The sequence below is a fragment of the Zunongwangia sp. genome (assembly GCF_048269745.1).
GTDB lineage: Bacteria > Bacteroidota > Bacteroidia > Flavobacteriales > Flavobacteriaceae > Zunongwangia.
The window spans coordinates 1-21,130 of sequence record NZ_JBLXIB010000023.1 but is presented as its reverse complement, the minus strand read 5'-3'; the positions used below and the strand labels follow the sequence as shown (position 1 = coordinate 21,130).

At 30.8% G+C, this 21,130-nt stretch carries 25 protein-coding genes and 4 pseudogenes; 6 read left to right on the top strand and 23 right to left on the bottom strand.

Features of this window, described 5'->3' with window-relative positions; translation table 11 throughout:
* Nucleotides 1–130 (top strand): annotated as a pseudogene (locus ACN0WI_RS16180) (recombinase); the annotation flags it as partial.
* A 36-nt stretch (nt 131–166) separates the two neighbouring features.
* Here the strand turns inward: ACN0WI_RS16180 and ACN0WI_RS16175 are convergent.
* The 5 genes from ACN0WI_RS16175 to ACN0WI_RS16155 all read right to left on the bottom strand — a co-directional run bounded on the left by ACN0WI_RS16175 (nt 167) and on the right by ACN0WI_RS16155 (nt 1,545).
* Nucleotides 167–391: a hypothetical protein gene (locus ACN0WI_RS16175; RefSeq protein WP_417888086.1), complete on the bottom strand. Its 225-nt coding sequence runs from the start codon at nt 389–391 to the stop codon at nt 167–169.
* Nucleotides 392–451: 60 nt separating this feature from the next.
* Nucleotides 452–775, bottom strand: a complete 324-nt coding sequence (locus ACN0WI_RS16170) for an IS3 family transposase (RefSeq protein ID WP_417888085.1) — start codon at nt 773–775, stop codon at nt 452–454.
* Nucleotides 720–968 carry a DDE-type integrase/transposase/recombinase gene (locus ACN0WI_RS16165; RefSeq protein WP_417888084.1) on the bottom strand — a complete coding sequence of 83 codons (249 nt, stop codon included), beginning with the start codon at nt 966–968 and terminating at the stop codon, nt 720–722. The genes ACN0WI_RS16170 and ACN0WI_RS16165 overlap by 56 nt, the downstream gene beginning before the upstream one ends.
* Nucleotides 965–1,192, bottom strand: a complete 228-nt coding sequence (locus tag ACN0WI_RS16160) for an IS3 family transposase (protein WP_417888083.1) — start codon at nt 1,190–1,192, stop codon at nt 965–967. Before ACN0WI_RS16160 ends, ACN0WI_RS16165 begins: the two co-directional genes overlap by 4 nt.
* Nucleotides 1,193–1,296: 104 nt before the next feature.
* Nucleotides 1,297–1,545 carry a hypothetical protein gene (locus tag ACN0WI_RS16155; protein WP_417888082.1) on the bottom strand — a complete coding sequence of 83 codons (249 nt, stop codon included), beginning with the start codon at nt 1,543–1,545 and terminating at the stop codon, nt 1,297–1,299.
* 260 nt (nt 1,546–1,805) lie between these two features.
* Between ACN0WI_RS16155 and ACN0WI_RS16150 the strand changes: the two genes are divergently transcribed.
* The gene (locus ACN0WI_RS16150) at nt 1,806–2,225 is read left to right on the top strand and encodes a site-specific integrase (protein WP_417888088.1); all 420 of its coding nucleotides are present in this window, start codon (nt 1,806–1,808) and stop codon (nt 2,223–2,225) included.
* 53 nt (nt 2,226–2,278) lie between these two features.
* Here ACN0WI_RS16150 and ACN0WI_RS16145 read toward each other — a convergent pair whose 3' ends face one another.
* Both ACN0WI_RS16145 and ACN0WI_RS16140 read right to left on the bottom strand, forming a co-directional pair.
* Nucleotides 2,279–2,737 (bottom strand): hypothetical protein, encoded by a 459-nt coding sequence (locus tag ACN0WI_RS16145; RefSeq protein ID WP_417888081.1) that lies wholly within the window; start codon nt 2,735–2,737, stop codon nt 2,279–2,281.
* Entirely contained in the window at nt 2,718–3,299 is a 582-nt protein-coding gene (locus ACN0WI_RS16140) for a hypothetical protein (protein WP_417888080.1), read from the bottom strand. Before ACN0WI_RS16140 ends, ACN0WI_RS16145 begins: the two co-directional genes overlap by 20 nt.
* A 209-nt stretch (nt 3,300–3,508) precedes the next feature.
* Between ACN0WI_RS16140 and ACN0WI_RS16135 the strand changes: the two genes are divergently transcribed.
* Nucleotides 3,509–3,859, top strand: a complete 351-nt coding sequence (locus ACN0WI_RS16135; protein ID WP_417888079.1) for a hypothetical protein — start codon at nt 3,509–3,511, stop codon at nt 3,857–3,859.
* Nucleotides 3,860–3,927: 68 nt separating this feature from the next.
* Here ACN0WI_RS16135 and ACN0WI_RS16130 read toward each other — a convergent pair whose 3' ends face one another.
* From ACN0WI_RS16130 to gwsG, 9 genes and pseudogenes are all read right to left on the bottom strand, one after another.
* The gene (locus tag ACN0WI_RS16130; protein WP_417888078.1) at nt 3,928–4,203 is read right to left on the bottom strand and encodes a hypothetical protein; all 276 of its coding nucleotides are present in this window, start codon (nt 4,201–4,203) and stop codon (nt 3,928–3,930) included.
* Nucleotides 4,204–4,205: 2 nt separating this feature from the next.
* The gene (locus tag ACN0WI_RS16125; RefSeq protein ID WP_417888077.1) at nt 4,206–4,601 is read right to left on the bottom strand and encodes a hypothetical protein; all 396 of its coding nucleotides are present in this window, start codon (nt 4,599–4,601) and stop codon (nt 4,206–4,208) included.
* Between the two features lie 36 nt (nt 4,602–4,637).
* A pseudogene (locus ACN0WI_RS16120) lies at nt 4,638–4,766 on the bottom strand (patatin); the annotation flags it as partial.
* 105 nt (nt 4,767–4,871) lie between these two features.
* Nucleotides 4,872–5,090, bottom strand: a complete 219-nt coding sequence (locus ACN0WI_RS16115; RefSeq protein WP_417888076.1) for a hypothetical protein — start codon at nt 5,088–5,090, stop codon at nt 4,872–4,874.
* Between the two features lie 202 nt (nt 5,091–5,292).
* Entirely contained in the window at nt 5,293–6,594 is a 1,302-nt protein-coding gene (locus ACN0WI_RS16110) for an HlyD family secretion protein (protein ID WP_417888075.1), read from the bottom strand.
* Nucleotides 6,595–6,648: 54 nt separating this feature from the next.
* Nucleotides 6,649–8,841 carry a peptidase domain-containing ABC transporter gene (locus ACN0WI_RS16105; RefSeq protein WP_417888074.1) on the bottom strand — a complete coding sequence of 731 codons (2,193 nt, stop codon included), beginning with the start codon at nt 8,839–8,841 and terminating at the stop codon, nt 6,649–6,651.
* 89 nt (nt 8,842–8,930) lie between these two features.
* Nucleotides 8,931–10,118: a hypothetical protein gene (locus ACN0WI_RS16100; protein WP_417888073.1), complete on the bottom strand. Its 1,188-nt coding sequence runs from the start codon at nt 10,116–10,118 to the stop codon at nt 8,931–8,933.
* A 112-nt stretch (nt 10,119–10,230) separates the two neighbouring features.
* Nucleotides 10,231–11,241: a hypothetical protein gene (locus ACN0WI_RS16095; protein ID WP_417888072.1), complete on the bottom strand. Its 1,011-nt coding sequence runs from the start codon at nt 11,239–11,241 to the stop codon at nt 10,231–10,233.
* Between the two features lie 185 nt (nt 11,242–11,426).
* A complete protein-coding gene (gwsG, locus tag ACN0WI_RS16090; protein ID WP_417888071.1) occupies nt 11,427–12,371 on the bottom strand; it encodes a grasp-with-spasm system ATP-grasp peptide maturase in 945 nt (314 codons plus the stop codon).
* A 1,067-nt stretch (nt 12,372–13,438) separates the two neighbouring features.
* Here gwsG and ACN0WI_RS16085 point away from each other — a divergent pair.
* A complete protein-coding gene (locus ACN0WI_RS16085; protein ID WP_417888070.1) occupies nt 13,439–13,798 on the top strand; it encodes a BlaI/MecI/CopY family transcriptional regulator in 360 nt (119 codons plus the stop codon).
* Between the two features lie 175 nt (nt 13,799–13,973).
* Here the strand turns inward: ACN0WI_RS16085 and ACN0WI_RS16080 are convergent.
* The 5 genes and pseudogenes from ACN0WI_RS16080 to ACN0WI_RS16060 form a co-directional block, all read right to left on the bottom strand.
* Nucleotides 13,974–14,177, bottom strand: a pseudogene (locus ACN0WI_RS16080) (transposase); the annotation flags it as partial.
* A 296-nt stretch (nt 14,178–14,473) separates the two neighbouring features.
* Nucleotides 14,474–15,142, bottom strand: a complete 669-nt coding sequence (locus ACN0WI_RS16075) for a response regulator (protein ID WP_417888069.1) — start codon at nt 15,140–15,142, stop codon at nt 14,474–14,476.
* Nucleotides 15,143–15,149: 7 nt separating this feature from the next.
* Nucleotides 15,150–17,090: a tetratricopeptide repeat-containing sensor histidine kinase gene (locus ACN0WI_RS16070; protein WP_417888068.1), complete on the bottom strand. Its 1,941-nt coding sequence runs from the start codon at nt 17,088–17,090 to the stop codon at nt 15,150–15,152.
* Nucleotides 17,091–17,231: 141 nt separating this feature from the next.
* Nucleotides 17,232–17,402, bottom strand: coding sequence for a hypothetical protein (locus tag ACN0WI_RS16065; RefSeq protein WP_417888067.1), 171 nt, complete (start codon nt 17,400–17,402; stop codon nt 17,232–17,234).
* Nucleotides 17,403–17,679: 277 nt separating this feature from the next.
* Complete coding sequence (locus tag ACN0WI_RS16060; protein ID WP_417888066.1) at nt 17,680–18,417, bottom strand: LytR/AlgR family response regulator transcription factor; 738 nt, start codon at nt 18,415–18,417, stop codon at nt 17,680–17,682.
* Nucleotides 18,418–18,691: 274 nt separating this feature from the next.
* Between ACN0WI_RS16060 and ACN0WI_RS16055 the strand changes: the two genes are divergently transcribed.
* Both ACN0WI_RS16055 and ACN0WI_RS16050 read left to right on the top strand, forming a co-directional pair.
* Nucleotides 18,692–19,015: an RteC domain-containing protein gene (locus ACN0WI_RS16055; RefSeq protein ID WP_417888065.1), complete on the top strand. Its 324-nt coding sequence runs from the start codon at nt 18,692–18,694 to the stop codon at nt 19,013–19,015.
* A gap of 55 nt (nt 19,016–19,070) precedes the next feature.
* Nucleotides 19,071–19,247, top strand: a complete 177-nt coding sequence (locus ACN0WI_RS16050) for an RteC domain-containing protein (protein ID WP_417888087.1) — start codon at nt 19,071–19,073, stop codon at nt 19,245–19,247.
* Between the two features lie 4 nt (nt 19,248–19,251).
* On the opposite strand, the pseudogene ACN0WI_RS16045 reads toward ACN0WI_RS16050, so the two are convergent.
* Together ACN0WI_RS16045 and ACN0WI_RS16040 are read right to left on the bottom strand one after the other, a co-directional pair.
* A pseudogene (locus tag ACN0WI_RS16045) lies at nt 19,252–20,441 on the bottom strand (IS256 family transposase).
* 30 nt (nt 20,442–20,471) lie between these two features.
* Nucleotides 20,472–20,945 (bottom strand): hypothetical protein, encoded by a 474-nt coding sequence (locus ACN0WI_RS16040; RefSeq protein ID WP_417888064.1) that lies wholly within the window; start codon nt 20,943–20,945, stop codon nt 20,472–20,474.
* Between the last annotated feature and the right edge of the window lie 185 nt (nt 20,946–21,130).

Here is a 21,130-nt window from a genome sequence, read left to right as displayed (position 1 = left end):
CGATAAAATTCCAATTCAGATGCTTCAGAAACTTTATCGCCATTCTTCGGTTACCACTACGATAAATTATCAGGCAAACTTTATCCATAAAGATGCTGATGATGCCCTAGATAGTGTAATTAACTTTTAACGTCGAAATTATTATAAACTCTTAACTGACTAGAATTTATTCATTAATACTAAATAATACTTTTCCCGGCTCTTTATCCTTTGCTGCAGATATTGCATTTTTAAATTCGCTTAGTTTGAACTCCGCTTTAACTGGCATTACAAAATTATCTGATTTAACCATATTGATAATTTCATTCCAAATTTCGGCTAATTCTACTTCCGTTTTACTGTTTTTCCAGGCATCAATTACAAATCTGGATGAGCCGGTCAAAGTGAACATAGTAAACTAAGTGCTCAAAATTGGACTTGCAAGAAAAAGTCGGACAGTTTTTTTTACGACCTATGCTACATTATTAAATTGATAAAATTCTAGTTCTACTTCATAAGGTGTTTTATATCCTAAAAAAGAGTGTAAGCGTTTCCTATTGTACCAAATTTTGATGTACTCAAAAATAGCAGTTTTAGCATGCTCTATAGTTTTAAAATCATCATCATAAATAAGTTCTACTTTTAAGGTTTTAAAGAAAGACTCAGCTACGGAATTATCCCAAAAATTTCCCTTTCTACTCATAGATTGAGTTACCAAAGGGTTAGATTTAATAAATGTTCTAAATGTTTTTGAAGCATATTGTATCGCTCGATCCCAGTGAAATAGTAAATCCATGTTTATCTTGCGCTTTATTATAGCTATTTTCCATGCAGGTATAATAACTTGTACTTAAGGACCTCCCTATTACCTGTCTGTCAAACAAATCGATAATAGTGGTTAGGTACAGCCAACCTTGATTGGTTTGGATATAAGTGATATCGCTAACCCAAACTTTATTTAACCTATAGGGATTAAAGTTTCTGTTCAATAAATTTCTACAAACAGGATAACTGTGATTGGAATCTGTGGTAGCCTTAAACTTCCGTTTGTGTTTCTTACCCAATGGTTCGCTCTCATAATTTTAGCCACTCTACATCTGGATATACAGTAACCTTCACGTTTAAGTTTTTCTGCTATTCGTGTAGAGCCATAACGCTGTTTACTCAGGTCAAATTCCTTTTTTATTAAATCTGTAAACAGGCTATGTTCCATTGCTCGTTTTGAAGGGCTAGCTGTGTACCACCTATAAAAACTACTCCTACTTATTTTAAAAACCCTGCACATCCTCTCTATCGGATATAAATGTTTATAGCTAGCTATAAATCCATAGATTTCCCATCGCTCTTGGAGAAGATGTGCACGGCCTTTTTTAATATTTCAAGTTCAAGTTCCTTTTTTTTAAGAGCTTTGCGAAGTCTTTTAAGCTCTAAAGTATCATCGGGTATTTTTTCAGGCTTAGGCAATGTAGCTGTTTTAGCTGCCTTGCGCCATTTGTAGATCCTTTGGACTTCTATGCCTAGTTCATCTCTAATTCTTTTATATTCTCGCGCTGGTAACTTAAACAAACTGCTTGCTCCTTTAATTCAGGACTGTAATATCGTTTTTTCATGTTTCTAAGATATTTCTTTTATAACAAACGGTCTTAAATTTTATGTCCAAGTAAAGGTAGCAACTCCAAAAGCTTATTGATAAAGAGCTACATCTGGATCGCCTAAAACTAGTTAGGGATATGTTTGTTTTCAGCTGTTTTACTGGTCTGGCCTATTCCGATGTTAAAAAGCTCAGTAAATCAGAAATTACCAAAGGTATTAATAGCGAAAAGTGAATTAGAACAAAAAGGACTAAGACTAAAACGCTGAGCAGTATTCCTATTCTTCCAATAGCTGAAGAAATTTTGGATCTCTACAAAAATTATCCGGAAGTTAAGAATAGTGATTTTATCCTACCTGTCTTAAGCAACCAAAAATCGAATGCATTTTTGAAAGAAATTGCATTGATGTGTGCTATTAAAAAACCACTTACAACACATGTCGCAAGGCATACTTTTGCCACAACCATTACTTTGGGAGTTCCTATAGAATCCGTGAGTAAAATGCTAGGCCATAAAGATTTGAGAACGACCCAACATTATGCTAAAATTGTAGATCGTAAGATTAGTGAAGACATGCATAATTTAAGAGCAAAACTTGAAGCAAAGAAAATTTCAAATGAAACCGATTTGAAAAAGAAGAATTCTAAGAATTGATATGGTCTAAGTAAATTATATAATAACCGTTCTAAAAAACTCAATGATTAAAGTTATTCAACTTTTTCTTTTTTAAAAAAGAAATAGGTTAATAAACCAATTTGAATCGGTAGTAAAACCTTAAATATTGTATCTGCCTTAACCAGTGCATTTCGGAAGTCTTTAAGATTCCCTCCATCTTGTAAAATATACAATGGAATGATAAAAATTACTATACTCACCCCAAGAAGATAGATTATACTACTAATATAAGCTAAGCGAAAATAAATAATATCTTCCAACAAGTAATTACTTAATTTATGTTTAAAAAAAGAACTACATGTTATCAAAGAATAAATCCCCCCTACATATACTCCAATAAATGTCCAAATAGGTCCTGTGCATTGCTTAAAATATCCAAAAAATGATTTTTGAAATGTAAATATGAATATAATACTTCCCCATATCAACCATAGTAACACCAATTTTCTTTGATACCTAAAAAAAGGTAGATTAGTTTTTAAATGACTCATATCCTGACTCTTTAAAAGGTTCGAATTTTAACTGTTTTAAAACTTTGCTCCCATTTCCGAAATCCTCAGATAAAAAATCATAAATTCTAACTGAAAATGAGTATTTTTTATTAAACATATTGTTCTCTCCATAGAATAATGATGTAAGAGAATCCAGACTCTGCCAATTAATATCTAAATTGATATTCTTATCATAATATTTTCTGATCTCTTCTAATGTTACTACTTTATCTTTTTTTGTGAGCCTATCAACAACTAGAAATACGTACATTCTATAATAAGACTTCCCACTACAATAAAAGAAATTAAACCAATTACAATCCGGAGCAGTATCTCCTCTCTTTCCTTCAGGTGTTACTGGAATAGGGTTTGTCACTATACCATAACCGTTACCCGTGTAAAAAAATTTGTAATCCCCTATATCATACCCCATCTTTTGAATTTCAGATTCAATTCTTTGACTAGTTTCAAGCAATGGAGTATTCAATTCAAAAGCATCGGAAAAATATACCTCCTCAGAAGAGTTTAAAGTATAGAAATAGCTAAAAGCATAACTATCCATATCTTCATATCCAGAAGTTGGCGTGCATTAAGAATTAATAAAACAACTAAATAACGAAGACGTAATTTGCTTCAAACTTAAAAAATAATTAATGGAACCTGACGTATTCGAGAATTGTTGAAATAAGAAATTCAACAATCTTAATATTTAAAAATATAATTACGTTATACATAAGATGTGAAAATAAGTAAGAAGTAAAAATTAAAACAATGTTCAATTCATTTGGGAATAAAGTAAAAATAAAAAAAACTCCTGCAACTGAAATGACGGGATTTGCGAGAAAAATTGGAGAAATTTATGGACATACAACACCTACGCTTACAGGTGTAGAAGTTATTGGTCAAAGTGATAAAGATTTTGCTATAAATGTTTACTTCGAAGATATAAAAGAAGGATTCTGGTTTGATGAAAATTTAATTGAAGAGTTAGATAAAGGAGAAGGTTCTGAATTCACTTTAGACGGAATTAATAAAAAATGGACGAAAAATTCTGATGGTAAATGGATTGAAAAGGATTTACCTGAGGGAATTAACAAAAAATGGTGGAAATTCTGGAACTAACAAATAACGACACGCCAACAATGCGTATAGCCAATTGCGGCTAAATACTTAATTGATATTCGATGTTTTTAGCTATATTTATTTTTAAGCGCAAAAAAACTAGCTAACCAACCGCAACTAGCCATACTCGAAGCCGTTATTGGAGGCTCAGTTAATTCTTCAATCTGCATTTCCATAGTGTAAATCAAACTAACTAGTTCTTCATTTTTAACTATTAATTGATTGAGATTTTCTTGAGTCTCTTTTTGTTTTTCCTCCAGTTCTGCATATATCTTTTTTGACGCACAAGATGATACACATAAAACAATAACAATTAATGTTGTAATTATGAGCCCTCTATTCATCTTTACAACAATTTATCGATTATAGTATCTAGTTCTTCTTTATAATCACGAACTGCAGATAAACCGTCTTGATATAACGCTTTTAAATTATCAATATCCGCCTTATCCATTTCAGAACTGGCTAAACTTATTTTAGGTTGTATACGGTGATAATCCTCGCAATCTGCTACAGCTAGAGTTTCATATATCTGTTTAAGTTGATAATCCACAGTTTCGGAATTACCACTCATCATAATATCTATTAGGGGTTTTATCCATTTTATAGCTCCTGCATCTTTAAATTCTTTATACGTATATGCTTCTTTTACTGTACCGGTACCAATTGAAACTATAAGCATATCCTTGGTTCCAGGATTATCTGGTAACTCCTCATCATTTAAAATTTTTGAGAATTTCATTGTTCTTGCTTCGGCATAAGCACATAAAGCAGGATTATTGGCAAAAACACCACCATCAATTAGAAAATGCGGTGTTCCATAAATTGATTTAATTTTGGCCGGTTCAAAATATGTTGGAGCAGCTGAAGTAGCCCGAGCTACATCTTTTAATTTATAATTAAAAATATCAGAATTCGCATCAGCATTAGTAAAAAGAATGAGCCTTTCGATTCCGAATGTTATAACTGGTAATTAAACATGATTTTAAAACATTTTTTAATATTCTTTGTTCTAAAAAATCTGATAATGCTTCTTCCAATTACTTTTCATCATATATACCCCTAAACTTCTCCATTTTTTTCCCAATGACATATCGAATATTTCATCTCCCTGATCTAAATAAATATCGAGAGCCTCTTTAGCTCCATACTTGAAATATCCCTGTTCATCTGGACATAAATATATAAGCGAAAGGATTCCTTCGGTGCTGGGTACCTGCAATGAAATCAAAGTATTCCCCTATTTTTGAATCCGGATTACAAGTAGTTTCCAATAATAAAACAAGATCAAGTTGGGATATACCTTTAATCAATCTCGAATATCTAAGCATAGTCATTCAACTTGAAGCCCAGTTAATTTTTGTAAGATCATTTTGTATAATTTTAAATTTAGCATAAATTATATAATAATCCTTAGAAAATAATATTAACATTTAACCATCTCGGCTGAAGATATCCTTAAGCTGATAGAATAAACGTTCAATCAATCTTAAATCTTCAGTAATGATATCAGCACTACCTGTCATTTCATGCTTGAAATTTATTTCCTTCCCATAGCTGGTGATTAAATTGTTTGGAAGGGCAACATCAATTATATACATACCTTCTTTATTAGGGAGACTAGAGATATTTTTCACCTTTCCCTCCAAAAATCCAAATTCAGTTTCCGGATAACTTGTTAGACTAATATTCACTCTTTGTCCAATTTCAATTTTACCCGAATTCTGAGGAGGCGCTAGGAGTTTGGCCATAAAATCGGAATTCTTTGATGGTATAATTGTAAAAACTAGTTCTCCTACATCAACAGATTGATTTTCACTCCAATATGTAAAAAAAGAAACCTTGCCATTTATATTAGAAGATAAAACATAATCCAATTCCCAATTTCTAATACTTGTTTTAAGCTTATTAAAATTTTGTAGAACTCTTTTTAGGAGTGTCATGTCATTTCTGGCACTGCTAATATCTGTTTCTCTTGATAAGTTCTTGACACTTGCAATAGATTCTTTTAGTTGGGAAATTGAGGCCGAAAGATTTTTATAGCTTCTTTTTGCATTTAAATATTCCAGTTTTTTCTTTTCATATTCTTGTGCAGATATTACACCTTTTTCAAAAAGCAATTTGTATCGATTCAAATCTTTTTTAATAATTTCTATCTCAGAGCTATTAATTTCTTTTTGAGCAATAGAATTTGCTAATCGAATATTTAATTCCTGAAGAGAAACTTTGTTAGCCACAACTTCAGTCGAAAATGGCTTCAAATCTCTGTTTATTTTATATTCTATATACGAGTTTTCGAATGTTGCATAGTCGGATTCAATATCTCCTAACAAAAGAAGAGGTACTTCATCAATTGGGAATTGAAATTTGTCATTTCTTAATCCAACAGTATCCAAGATCGACTTTAGTTTTATGACATCTCCATAATTAGCAGGATTTTCAATAACTGCCAAGGTCTGATGTGGATTAATTTTTTGACCATTTTTAATAAAAATACTGTCGAACTTCCCTGTAGATCTTGCAAAAATTTTTTGAGGCGGAATCTTTGTAGTGACTGTAGCATTTGAAATAATAGTATCAGGATACTTTACAAACCAACTAATAAAAAGAAGCATAACAATAAGTGAGAAAAAAAGCAAACTTCCCCAGCGGATCATCCAGTTAGGTACTTTTGTAAGGATCTCTTGGACCTCTTCACTCCGTAATTCTATATTCTCTAATTTACGTTTTGGCATTTTACATATATTGAGATTCTTAAAAATGAAGCATCAGAATTGTTTTTGTTTTTTTCATTTCCCTAACTCCAACTGGTTTTTGACTAAATTGTAATATTGCCCTTTTAATTCTATTAATTCTGTATGGTTACCAATTTCTATGATTTTTCCATTGTTCAATACAACAATTTGGTGAGCATTTTTCACTGTGCTTAGACGATGAGCTATAACTACCACAGTTTTCTTTATAAAAAACTCGTTTAAATTATTCATTATTTCACTTTCATTATTTGCATCTAAAGCTGAAGTAGCCTCATCAAAAAACAAATAATCTGGATTTTTATAAACTGCCCTAGCTATTAATAAACGTTGCTTTTGTCCGGTACTAAGTCCTACCCCCTCCATACCAATGTTCGTATTGTAGTTAAGAGGCAGAGTCTCGATAAATTCTTGAATATTAGCGACCTTCACTGCATGCTCCAATTTTTTTTTGTCAATGGTGTCAACTCCTACAGCTATATTATTGGCAATTGTGTCATTGAAAATATATCCTTCCTGCATAACTACACCGCATTTTTCCCTCCAGGTTTTCTGAGATATATCTTCAAGTTTATAATTGCCGATTCTAATTTCTCCAGTATTAGGTTCATAAAATTTTAATAGCAGTTTCATTAAGGTAGTTTTGCCGCTACCACTAACTCCAACAATTGCGGTTATTTTATTGGCTGGGACATCTAAATTCAATTTTTCTAAAACTAGTTTTTTAGAACCTATGTATCTAAAAGAAACATCCTTTAAGTTCAGAGGTGAATCTTCAGGAAATTGATGAGTTTTCTCTTTACCTTGAGGTTCTTCATCTTCTTTTTTATGAATTTCCCCAAGGCGATCTAAAGAAATTATTGAATCCTGAACCTCTCTTATAAATTCAATCATTTGTGCTATGGGAGAATTTAATTGGCCAACTATATATGATATTGCCAGCATCATTCCCAAGGTAATTTCACCGTCAATTACAAGAATTGCAGATAAAATAGTGATTAAAATATTTTTGAGCTCATTTATAAACCGAGATCCGACTCCTTGATACTGTTCCAATACAAGGTTTTCTACGGATATCTTAAACAAATTTACTTGTAAATACTCCCAGCCCCATCGTTTTTGCTTTTCGGCATTATGAAGTTTAATTTCCTGCATACCGTTAATAAGCTCAATCACTTTACTTTGTTCTTGGCTTATCTGAGAAAATTGTTTATAATCGAGATCCTTTCTTTTTTTGAGAAAAAGTAGTATCCAGCCAAAATAAGTTAAACTTCCTATAAAAAAGATTGCAAAAATAGTCCAATTGTAATACGCTAATACAAATCCAAAAATTAGCAGATTGAACATTGAAAATAATACATTAAGAGAAGATGTTGTAAGAATGCGTTCAATACGCTTGTGATCATTGATTCGTTGTAAAATATCTCCAGTTTTTCTTACATCGAAAAAAGAAATTGGCAGATTCATTAGCTTGATGAAGAAATCTGAGATTAGGGAGATATTAATGCGCGTACTTAAATGAAGTAAAATCCAGCTGCGGATAATTTCTAAAGCAGTTCTTCCAAAAAATAAAAAAAGCTGGGCAAGTAGTATAAGGTATACAAAGTGAATATTTTGGTTCTTTATACCTACGTCCACTACGCTTTGGGTTAGGAAAGGTACAATAAGTTGCAATATGCTTGCCGCTAATAGTCCTATGATTAATTGCCATAGGAAACTTTTATATTTTCGTACATATTGATAAAGAAATTTAAAACCTAATTTTTCTTCTTTATTTTCAAAATCTAAATCATAAAATTTTGGAGTGGTTTCCATAAGAAGAGCAATTCCCTCTGCAGTTTCTTGTGTACTATTTTTACCTATCCATCCTCTTAGAAAATCCTGTTCATTATATGATATAAGATCGTGAGCAGGATCTGAAATATAAAATTTTCCTTTCTTAACCTTGTAAAGTACTACAAAATGATTATTATTCCAATGTAGAATTAATGGTAATGGTGCTTCTATAATATCCTTTAGTGCCACCTTAACAGCTAATGTGCGAAAGCCAATTTTTTCTGCAGCTTCACTAAGATCATTTAGTCTACTGCCTATTCTGGTCGTTTCGCTAAGTTTTCTGAGTTCTTGAACTGATAAATTTTTACCAAAATGCTTAGCAATGATTTTAATACAAGTCGGACCGCAATCTTTGGATTCCAGCTGCTTATAGTGAGGAAATGAAATACGCAATTTTAACCGTTTAATAGATTTTTCAATCAGATTTTTTCCAAATGATATGAGTAAGTTGTCTCTAGTTTTCTATATACTTAAATTAGTTATTAATCTCTAATTTTAATCTTTTCAGAAATTATTTGTTGATCTGATTTATCCCATATTTTTAATTGATAATTTCCAGGTGGTAAAGAGAGTTTAAATTCACTATTGGTGACCTTTAAAATTCGATTTAGAAGAGGTATGCTTTCCATTCCGTGTTTTGCGTATTCATCTAAAAAGTAAAGAGAAAGAAAAATTTCCTGGTCTTTATAATTATCTAAGACTTCGAAACTTTCTCTATAACTTGAAAGCTCTTCTTTGGAATAAATTTCAGAAAGGTCAGGCTCTATGTTATTAACTATAAAATAGTCGACATTGGGATTAATTTTTTCATCTTTGGGTAAAAGATCAGATTTCAATAGAACTATGTCATCTTCTAGATCAACGGCAATTTCTACTTGGTCAAGGGTTAATGGATTGATTTTGGTCTCTTCATAAAAGTACTCAGCCATTCTTTTTTTAGTCGAATCACTTTCTAAAATATGATCTATACCCGCGTAAACAAAAATTTTTGCTTCTGGATCTTCCTTTAGTACTTTTTTGATATTTAATGCTTGTTCCTTTTCGCGATTTTTGACATTAAAATCATCATAGCCTATAATTTGAAAACCTTGTTCTATAGCTTCTCTTATAAATAAGGCGAAATAAGGTTCCTGAACATAAAAACCGGTTTTTTTAATAGGAAATGACCTTTCGTTCAAAAAATTGGCTTGACTTCTTTGTACGGCTTCTATAGCCAAATATTTAAAATCATTAGCTTTTAAAGTATTTAGTAGTTTATTAGCGAAGATTCGGTGTTTTGGATGCCAGTGTAACTCATTCATCATCACCACTTGATTACGTTGGAACAAATTATCCAAGGTTCTTATACTTGAATTATAGTCAGGGTATAATCCCGACCTATTTTCTTTTAAGAGCGGTTTGATTATTTTTCCTAAATAATCTCTTTGTTTCGTTTCCCTTTTATCAATTAATTCATTGAAAAGTTTATAATCAGGAACTTTAGATAGAAAAGTACTTAAAAACTGAAATTTATTCCAACTGTTTTGGGCATTATCTTCGACATTAGCTTCCATAAATTTATTCTTAACATAAAGGACGTTATCCCTTTCCCTATTTTCATTAAAAATATCCATATAGCTTTTCTGTTTCTTATCGTTAGAAACTGTCGTATTTTTATTTATGCTATCCACAGTTTGGCCCTTGGACTCATTTTTTCTATTTGAAGAATTAGAATTTTGCTCGGAGTTCGAAAAGTTACAAGCAGATATAAGGGAGCAAATTACAACAATTTTCAAAATGTGTTTAGTTCTTAATATCATTCCAATGGTTTGTTTTTGGGTTATATTTGCATTTCGTTTGATGATAAAACATTTCGTTTTCCTTACTCTTTATTGGAATCCTGTCGTCAGGACAAACATATCGGAACTCACATTGACTACATTCATCGATCATATCTTTATTAATTTCCCAAAACTTTTTTAGGTCATGGTTATTCTTAATAATGTTATTAATATCCTTATCGTAAATGTTACCTAAACTTGAATTGTCACCATAGAATTTAAATATTTCTCCACTATCTTCAATAAAAATTTTTTTATAATAAAATAAATTGAAACTAAGTGATTCACAATATGAATCTAAATTCACTGCAAAATCTTGCACAGAATCGATTCCTTTTGCGAAGCCTGTATTTAAGTTGTTTTTCCAGAAATGTATTTTTTCAGAAGTACTTTCTATTTCTTGAGGAGCTTCGTAAAAGATTACTCTTCTAATTCTAGTGTTTTCCTCAATGATATCCTTAATCTCTGCAGTAGATTTTTTATTATATCTAGAAATTAATTCTATAACTTTTATCTTCGAGTGACTTAAAATTTCAATGACTTCCAATAAGATTTTAGAATCTATTTTCTCAGCCAAAAGGACTAGGTTATTTGCTCCAGATTTATAGATATTTTTTAAGAATTCTTTTTTATTTAAATCTAAAGTATCTATATATAAAAATACGAACTCTAATAGGTTGGGCCTTTCTCGCTTAAGATCAATCTGCCCGAAATTTTGAGGATTGTTGGTGAAAAATATAAGTTCATTATTTAAAAGATAATTAATTTGCTTTTTTAAAATCTTTTGTTGCTCTTTATATTCCTCTAAAATTTCACCCCATTTTTTATTAGTTGATTCTATTATTAATTCTATTATTTCCTTAGACGTAAAAAACAATTGCCCTCTTTGAAAATCATGAATTAGACCTCTATTAGCACCAAGATTTGGTTGACAGCATTCGTAAAATCTGACATAAGAATTTTCTGATATCATAATTATATTAAAATACTAGGTTTATAACTGTACATACATCTCATTTTTTCAGTTTTATAGTATGATGACGGTGCATACCTCAAAATACTGTTTCTAATAAGGGTGTCTTTTGATTCGACATAAAAAACTGATATTGGAAAAATATCTAATTGATCTGATTTTAAGTTATTTGAAAATTTCATCTATTATAAATTTATTAATGTTGATGCAACTTCCTTATGTAATGGATAATTACACGGATATGCTGTCATTCCGAATTGACCAGCTGGATTTACCTCCAAAAAGATGTATTCACCCTCCGTATTTTTTATAAAATCCAAAGAGCCGGTGTTTAAATTAATGGATTTCATGAATTTTATGATCTTCAACTCTACATCCTTGGGTAGATTATATGGTACAAATCTTATTGGCTGTTCTGGATCAAAAACTCTAAAATCAATTTCAGTTTTTTTGTCATTTTGCGAAAAAATAGCCATTGAAAATAATTTTCCTTCGAGATAAAATACTCTAACTTCATAACTTTTAGCTATTTGTTCTTGTACATAGGATGGTGAGAATTTATGGGGAAGATGGTTTACTGAGTTAATTGCCAAAGTCATAAATGGAAAATTTAGAGAGTTTGCTAAAACCTGTTTTCCTTCACCGATAGGCTTTGTGATTAATTTTTCATTGAAATTTTTTAGTCTTTCTTTTCTTGATGTAATTGCCGTGTTAGGTGTTCTAAGGCCAACACTTATAGCTTTTTCTAATACTAAAGGTTTCGAAGGGAGAACTCCCTTCTTATATAGCCATTTTTTGTCTGCTAATAATTCTAAGATTAATTTTCTAACAGAACTAAATTCAGAATAAATGTATTTGTAAAAATCACTATTCCTGTCTAATTCCTTTTCATATGTAGAAAGAAACCCAAATTTGCGAAACCATACTGTTCGAATATCCTTTAAATAAACCTTTTCACCTTTGTATGAAAAATATGTTTTATGAGAATCATGGGGAGAAAAGAAAAACTCAGTTATTCCCATCATTAAATCCTCATCGTTTAAACGAAAAAATGGTTCTTCGAAATGGTTAAGCCATTCAATGACTTTTTCTGTATCCAAATCAGTAGGTGTACTTAAAATTAAGATCATTATTTTAAAAAATTAGCCTCGAGATAAAGTACTCGAGGCTTTATTAAAGAATTAATTTTACTAATCCCAATCTGAATCGTCTCCATCATCTTTACTAATACCACCAGATACAATTGTAACTGTATTTTGTGAAGATGTTTCTTGAACTTTACCTCCGAATACAGAGTCCACTTCTACTTTGCCGAATTCAAAATCTTTTAAATTTTTCATAATAAATTATATTAATAAGTTTTACCTACTCATTTAAGGCTTTTCGGTTTCCTCCTAATTTTGATGCGCATCAAAAGTTTTTCGCAGAATACTATGATATTTTTATAATATTCCGAGAAAAACTAACTTTTCAATAATCAAACTTAAAATATTTTATAGGCCTTTGATGAGTAAAAACCCACATTTACTTCGTGGTAAACCCACATTTATTTAGCCGATTTTCTTCTTTTTGAAAGGTTTAATTGGATTTTGTAAATTTAATCTCTTACTAACCCTTTTCACTAAGAGATTCATTAAGAGGCTCATTATTGATCTTTTCGAATTATGCAGGGTAAGAATGTATTTCAGATTAATAAAAAACTAATTACGAGTTTGAAGGATTGCCTGCAGACTTATGAGAAGGATCGCATTTAGTAAATTCCAATAAAATGGTCAATACCTTTCAAGACTTTCAAACTTTTAGCTCAACGAACTTTCAATATTACTTAATTAATAAATCAAAGTGTAAGTGGTGTGTTGAGAATAAAATGCTAAAATAAAAGCTCCTAAGTTTTAAAATTATAACTTGTTAGAAAGAAAACCAATTCCAAGATTGCTCGACAACAATGTTCTACATTTTGTCCATTTGTATCGAAACGCTGTAAGATATTATATAGGGGTGGCTTTAAAAATTAATTCCAATTCAAGAAACTTATAAAAACGTGGTATTCCCACACATATTACGTGGTGAAATAAAACTACAAAAAGTCCAATAATTATAATTTCAACATAGACACATTCAACCAATCTAAACTTTAGAAATATTTGATTATAAGATCATCCGAAATTTGAAGTAAACCATCGTAAAAGGAAATTAAGTGACACAAGGATTTAAAAAACTAACTCAGGCAGAAGAAAGAATAATGCACTTACTTTGGGAATTGAAAATAGCCAGTATTGCATCTATAGTTGAGAAAATGGCTGAACCAAAAGGAGCCTATAATACAGTTTCCATTATTGTTAGGATTTTAGAAAATAAAGGGTTTGTTGGTCATCGTCAGAAAAACAAAGGCTATTTGTATTATGCTCTGATTGATAAAGAAACCTACTGCATTGAAATGATGAGAAAATTAATTCAGGATTATTTTAATGGTTCATTTAAGAACATGATTTTTTTCTATATAAAAAAAAACGATATGAATACCTACAAGATTCGAAAACAGTTTGAAGTCAATTAATTGTAAAGTATTTAGGAAGTTTGGAAACCGGAAAGCTATAACTGAGAGAGGAATTCCTTACGATAGACCTGTTATTGATTAAAGATAATGGTAGTAGTTGCTAAATCCCACTTAATGCGGTGACACTTTCCCGTAAAGTGTGTAAGTTTTAAATAAAGGGGGTTGATTTTATAACTTAAAGTTGAACCCTTTCTTCATGTATGGTCAAGAACTGATTGAGGATAATCCTCCATTTTCTAACAGGCATTGTCCATTTTTTAATGGCTTCCCTTGTAGTCAAATATACAGATTTCATTACAGCATCATCGGTAGGGAAGGATAATTTATTCTTGGTGTACTTCCTGATTTTACCGTTCAGGTTTTCAATGAGGTTGATGGTTAGACTTGCAATAATATTCATTCAACTCTATGTCCAGTCTAATGTAGTAATTCCAGTCCTATAATACTCTTGCATAAATCTGCGTTGTAAATATTTATTGTACTCTAAAACTTAAAGACGGTTTCTATCGGAACTACATTAGCTAAAGTTACCATTGTTTCGAAAGTATGCCTAGCAGCATGAAAATTAAGCTCTTTATTAATCTTCACAATAGTGACTTCTCGAAGGTATAGTTAGTTTTTGATTTGAATAGACAGGTGCATCTAATATAATTTTTAAATCAATTTTTCATTTTTTTAAATATATCCACTCTCCCTAGCCTTCTCTAACAAAGCTTTATTTCCCTCGCCACTAACACCAAATATCTCTTTTAGCTTGCGTTTTCTATCTTCAACTGCTCTTAAAGAAAGGTGAACAAACTTAGTAAGATCTTTCGTTTTCGTACCCAAAGAGAGTTGATAAAGCATGATTCTATCCACTTCATCTATTAAAGAGTTATTATGTTTCACTTCAGAATGAAGCATTTTTGAAATTTTTGATCCGTAATAAGGTGGATTGGCTATAACTTTTGATAAACATCTATTGAGCTCTTCCGAAGTAGTTTCTCCTTTTAATAAGAATCCATCAGGATTAATATTTAAAAGTATATTATGAAGACGGAAGGGATCGCCTAGAACGGTTAAGATTATAATTTTAATTTCAGGAAGCTGTTTCTTTATCTTAATTCCTAAATCTTCCCCTGAAAGTATTTTATTACTATCGCTTATAGGAAAATTAATATCTAAAAAAATAATATCAACTCTCTTCTCATTTACAATCTCCCAAGCTTTATCACAGTTATCTGAAGTTTCTATATTTAAAGTAAAGTCATTAGATTTTATTTTTGACAATACATTTTTATAACCCTCCAAAATCATATGATGGTCATCAACCAGTAAAATATTTATCACTTTTTTCTCCTGCATAACTGCTCTACTTTTTAAGTTTTATATATAATGATATCGTTGTTCCCTCTGTACCTGATGTAATAGATAAGTTTCCTCTTATATTTCGACTACGGTTTTTTATATTTTTTAGACCTATTCCAAAATTTCTTTTTTCAGTATCAAATCCCTCTCCATCATCTTTAATTTCAATTTTTAAATCCTCATGTAACCTTTCTATTAAAACTATAGCTTTACTAGCATTGGAATGCTTGAGAATATTCGTTGTAGCTTCCTGTATAATACGGTAGATATTTATTTTTATATTATTTTCCATGGAATCCCAATTAATGGCACGAGGCATATTTAATTGAACTTGAATTTTGTCCGATTGTCTATTCAGAAATTCTTGTAGCAAAACATTAAAATCAATATCAACTTGTGAACTTTTATTAAGTTCATGAGAAATCAACCTAATTTCTTCCGCAATATCCTGAATCCCTTTTATATACTCAGCTCGCTTTTTCTTACTATCATCATCATCATCTTCATTCAATACATCTAAACTTATTCTTAGTCCAAACAAACTACCTAAAACTCCATCATGTAACTCCCGAGATATACGCAGTTTTTCTTTATCTCGTTCTTCCTGAATTAATTTTTGTTGTGATAAAACTAAATTATATATTTCCTGACCAGCCTGATGCTTTTGTTGGATTAGTTTATTTTTTGACCTTTGCCCTCTTATTATGTATAATAATACAAAAATAAGGAAAACCGTCAGAGATATTATTGAAATTCTTACGACTTGGTCATTAAGCCTTTTTGTCTCGGAAATATATTCATCTGTCTCGAAACGTATCCTAGCAAACTTATTCCTTACAGTTCTTTCCCTTTTTTGCAGGCTGTCGTTAATTTCTATATAACGTCTAGAATATTTGAGTGCACTATCTTTGACCGCTAAAGAAAGAAATTTTAGAGAAGAAAGTAAATCTCTCGTGTTTTGGTTTTTTGAAGCAATCGCTTTTGCCTTGCTCGCATAATCTATAGCTCTTATAGTATCTTTCTTCTCGAGAAAATAATCAGCTAAATGTAATTGATTTATACTAATGCCTGACTCTAAATTTAATTCTTTTCTTATTTTCAAAGCTGCATTAAATTGCTCATATATGCCTGTAGTATCCTTTAGATGAAGTTTAGCATTTGCTTTATTATCTATAAGCATGGCGAACAATTTTGGATCAGACTTTTGGATACTATCGTTATAATTCAAAGCTTTATCAAAATATTCAACAGCTTCATTGAAATTATTATAATTGTGATAAACAAGCCCTATATTATTCCAAATTGAGGGTAAATACTTATAATCTCCGGATTTTCTTATATAATCTAATCCATTTTGGTAATAATAAACTGCTTTTTCATAATCTTCGAGTTCATTATAAATAATACCTAGATTATTATTGGCTTTATATAATAATCTAAATTCATCTAATGGCTTTAGAAGTGAAATAGCATTCATTGTGGTAACCTCACTACCGGTATAATCTCTAATATTTTTTTGCATGATCGCCATATTCAATAATAAGCTACCTGCATTTAAGTCATTATTTAAATTTTTGTATATTTTTTGAGCTTTATCGTAATGAAAATAAGCGCTATCTTCTTTATTATGATTATGATAGTACTGAGCTAAATCCCAATGTGTAGCCGCAACGCCACTAGAATCCTCAATAGAAATAGCCAACTCTCTTGCCTCTTTATTAGATTGTAAGAACATCGCAGAATCCTTTGCCTTCAAGAAACGATAGGAAATATCTAGTAGCTTTTTGTTTCGTATAGAATCATTTTCTTCTTTTATCGCTAACTTATAAGCGACTATCAAGTCATGTTTTTCCTGCGCATCAGAAATAGATTTTCCACTTTCAACAATTGTATTTTTACATGCAACCTCATTTTGCTTTTCATCAATTTTGGAGGTACATGACAAAAAACAGATTATTAAAACATAGAAAATTGATACGCAGCATGATTTCACAAACAATCCTTTAGAGATAAATAAAATTTAAATTTTTGAAAATAAGAAAAGGCCTTGTAGTTCACAAGACCTTTAAAAAATTATTGATAATTACTAGTCGGGATTGTTTCCTTTTCTATCCACAACTTCATCATCTTGATCTCCTGTATCTGCAGTAATAATATCTTGCTGAAGTGATGTATTATTTGGTAATTCTTCCGGTTCACAAGAATAAGCCAATAAAGTTATAAATGTTAAGCTTAATAAGTTTTTGAATGTCTTCATGGTTTAAAGGTTATGATTAAACAATTATGATTAAACAATAGTGTTATGTCCCCCGAGATTTCTGGGGTGGTTCGATATTTAATCATGCATGATTGAAACAGTAGATAAACATATCTCCTTGTTTCTTAAGAAGCTTCTTTCTTAAACCGAGGTCAAATTACAGTAATAGAGAATGATAGAAATAGATTATAACCTCCATTTGGTAGATGAGTTATTTCTATTAGTTTTTGCTATGTATTTATTAGTAAATGAAGATTTCTATCTCAGGCTAGAAACACTAATTAAAAGAAATGGTTTTTTGTTCTAATAATTCCTCTAAAGACTGGAGGTTATGTCGATAAGATCGTGAAAAAGGTAAAGTGATATTATTATGGTTTAAAAAGCATTTTAACTTTCCAAAGTTAATTCGCGACAGATGATTTTTATTAATCATATAACTGTTATGAATTCTGATAAAGCTACTTGGTAAAACATTTTCAAAAAACTTTAAAGTTTTAAAAGCGCTAATCGTTTTACCATTAGTCATTATAAAGTCAGTTGCATTATTATCAGCTTTTAAAAATAGGATTTCTTCAATATGGAGAATTGTATAATCTTTATAAGATTTAAGACATAAGGTTTCATTTAAATTATATTCTCTACTCTTTAATAACTGAAGAACAGTTTTACGAATATCAAGCTCACTACCCGGCTTTAGTATATAATCATAAAACCTACTCTTTAAAGCTAAGTATGACTTAGAAGCATCTTTAGACAAGCCTATAAATTTGGGTTGCTTAATTACGTATTCATTAATTTCTTTACAGTAAGAAAATATATCTCCGAATTGTTTTGACAAGCAAGTATCTAAATTTATGAATATGATATCAGGGTTTGACTTTAATATCTCATTCATAGCTTGTTCATAATTGTTCGTAAAACCTAAACATGCAAATTCTGAGAATTCATTCAACACTGAAGAAAGCTTGTGAGAAGTTGAATCATCATTATTTATTATATAATAGGAAATTTCCACTTTTTTTTGACTTCAAAAATAGAAACCGCTTGTTAAGTAACTGTTTGGAAATACCACATCATTTATGTGGGAATACCACGATTTTAAACATATAAATACAGTAAAGTTTTTAGTAAGACTTCTTTACTTTAAGATGCAAATTGAAAAATGTTGAAGGTTAATGAATGATTTTTGTAAAAAAAGCCTCTTAAATCTAGAAGAGCATTTAAATTTTCTTGAAATTGAAAAAATAATTGGTTACATATTTCTCAGGAAGCTTTAGAAGTTATACTAAATGTATTTAGACGATATAAAGAAAAAAACAGTTCATCACAAATTTGAAAATCAATATGATGAAATTCTATTTTTTAAATACACAAAACCCAAATTTGTATCTAAGTTAATATATTACAATCAGATTTATAAAATTGAAACCCGTAGACCTTATGGTGGTAAGCGTGTTTTAAGAAAATATTTGCTTAAGGAACTGAACAAATTAAAGTGCTTCTTTGATGATCAATTAGAATTTTACAAATATTATCGAACTGGAAGCACCTATTTAGATCATAAGTATTTTGTAAGAAATAAACATGACATCAAGTTTAATCTAAGTAACTAGGTATTTTGAAACGGATCATCGTTTCTCTACTTCTCACGACTATACTGTAGTCAAAATTTTAGCCAATGATTTGATAGAAGTGTTTCTAGAGGATCAATTACACGGACTGGAAAGAGATGAGATTAAAACAGTCAAAATTCCTAAATCTAAAATGAACTGGACTGGCAGTAAAACAGCTCTTATAGAGACACTATCCCGCAAAGTGTGTAAAGTTAAAATAGCAGGGGTTTGACTTTTTAAAGTCTGCCCCTTTTTTCATAGATCGTAAGGAACTGATTTAAGATAATGCCCCAGTTCCTGATAGGCATTGACCACTTCTTAGTGGCTTCCCTTGTAGCCAAATATACGGATTTCATCACTGCCTCATCTGTTGGGAAAGACAGTTTATTTTTGGTGTACTTCCTGATTTTCCCATTAAGGTTCTCGATAAGGTCCGTGGTATAAATGATCTTTCTTATCTCCAGGGGGAACTCAAAAAATACCGAAAGGTCTTCCCAGTTATCTCTCCAGCTCTTTATAGCATAAGAATACTTATTTTCCAATAGTTCTGCAAAATCATCTAAAGCAGCTTTGGCAGCTTGCTGGTTAGGTGTATTGTAGATATGCTTCATATTTGCTGTAAAGGCTTTTTTGTCTTTCCATACCACAAACCTACAGGCATTTCGTATTTGGTGTATCACACAGATTTGAGTTTTGGAGTCAGGAAACACGTTCCTGATGGTATAGGTAAACCTATTTAAGTTATCGGTGGCCGTGATAAGTATATCTTCAGTTCCCTTAGATTTTATATCGGTAAGGAGACTCATCCAAAAAGCTGCAGATTCATATTTTACCTTTACCCAACCAAAGTTCCAATACTTCTTTCTTTTCATTCCTGCGAAGCCAGACAGCTATGTATATTGTCTTGTTGATCACCTTGGAGTTCTCCCGTACTTTGAAGACGACCCCATCCATCCAAACAATGAGATATACGGGTTCTAATGGACGGTTCTGCCAGACCACGATATCCTCGGTGACCTTTTCGGTAATCCTGGAGATGGTGGGAGTGGAGACTTCAAAATTATAAACTTCCCTATCGCTATTGCTCATTCCTTTAGCATAGAGCGATACGATAACATTTTCAATACCATCAACCATATTGCTTCGTTTGGGAACAATCATTGGATTAAAAGAAGCATTCCGGTCTCTAGGAATCTGGATCTGGGATTCATCGAAGGAGGTGCGTACCCTTTTTTTGACCAAAACCATTGCGGTTATTGGGATTGTCGGACTTTTGGCTCTTGTCATAGCCTAGATGGCCATCCAATTCTCCTTCGAGCATTTTCTCAATGCCACGTTTCTGCAGTTGTATTAAAAAGGCATTGAGCTCATCACCGCTTTTGAACTGCTTTAAAAATTCATCGTTAAATAAATCCTCTTTTTTCATACTGTGTAAAATTTAAAATTATGAGGTAATCTAAATTTTCCGTACAAATTTATAAGCAATATTACTCCACAAAATAAATTCTTCATCTTCATTCAAATCTGAATACGAATTAATAATTCTTGGAAAAATATCTTTTTTTTCGATTAAACCTAAATCATTACTCTTACCATACCTAATTTCATTATTATTTTTATCAATCATTACTAAATACGACAAATAATTCTTAAAAATAACTAATTCATTTTCGTTAACAATTTTTCCTATTTGGACATCTTTATCTTTTTTAAAAATGGATAGTTGATTTTTGTTTATGTCTAATTTGTAAGAATATTCAATATTATGATCTGAGTTTCCTTCCAATTCTAAATTTTTTATTTCATAAAAGTTATCATAAATAAAAGCTTCAGAATAATTTACAGGCGGAAGAGTTATTATTTCTTCTTCATCACTATCCGAACAAGAAATTAACAAAAGTACTAAAGAGATTTTGAAGATTTTTTTCATTTTTCAATTTATAGGTATATAATTTAAATTAGGATCATCTTTTAAAGTATAATATCTTTCTGTTCTACTCGTTTCGAATGTTTGTTTTACCAGACCGTAACAACAATTAAGAAAAATCTCAGGCAAAACAAAAAAGTTGACTTTTTTGTAGTAGCAGATATGCATCTGAAAAGCCTAAAGGATAG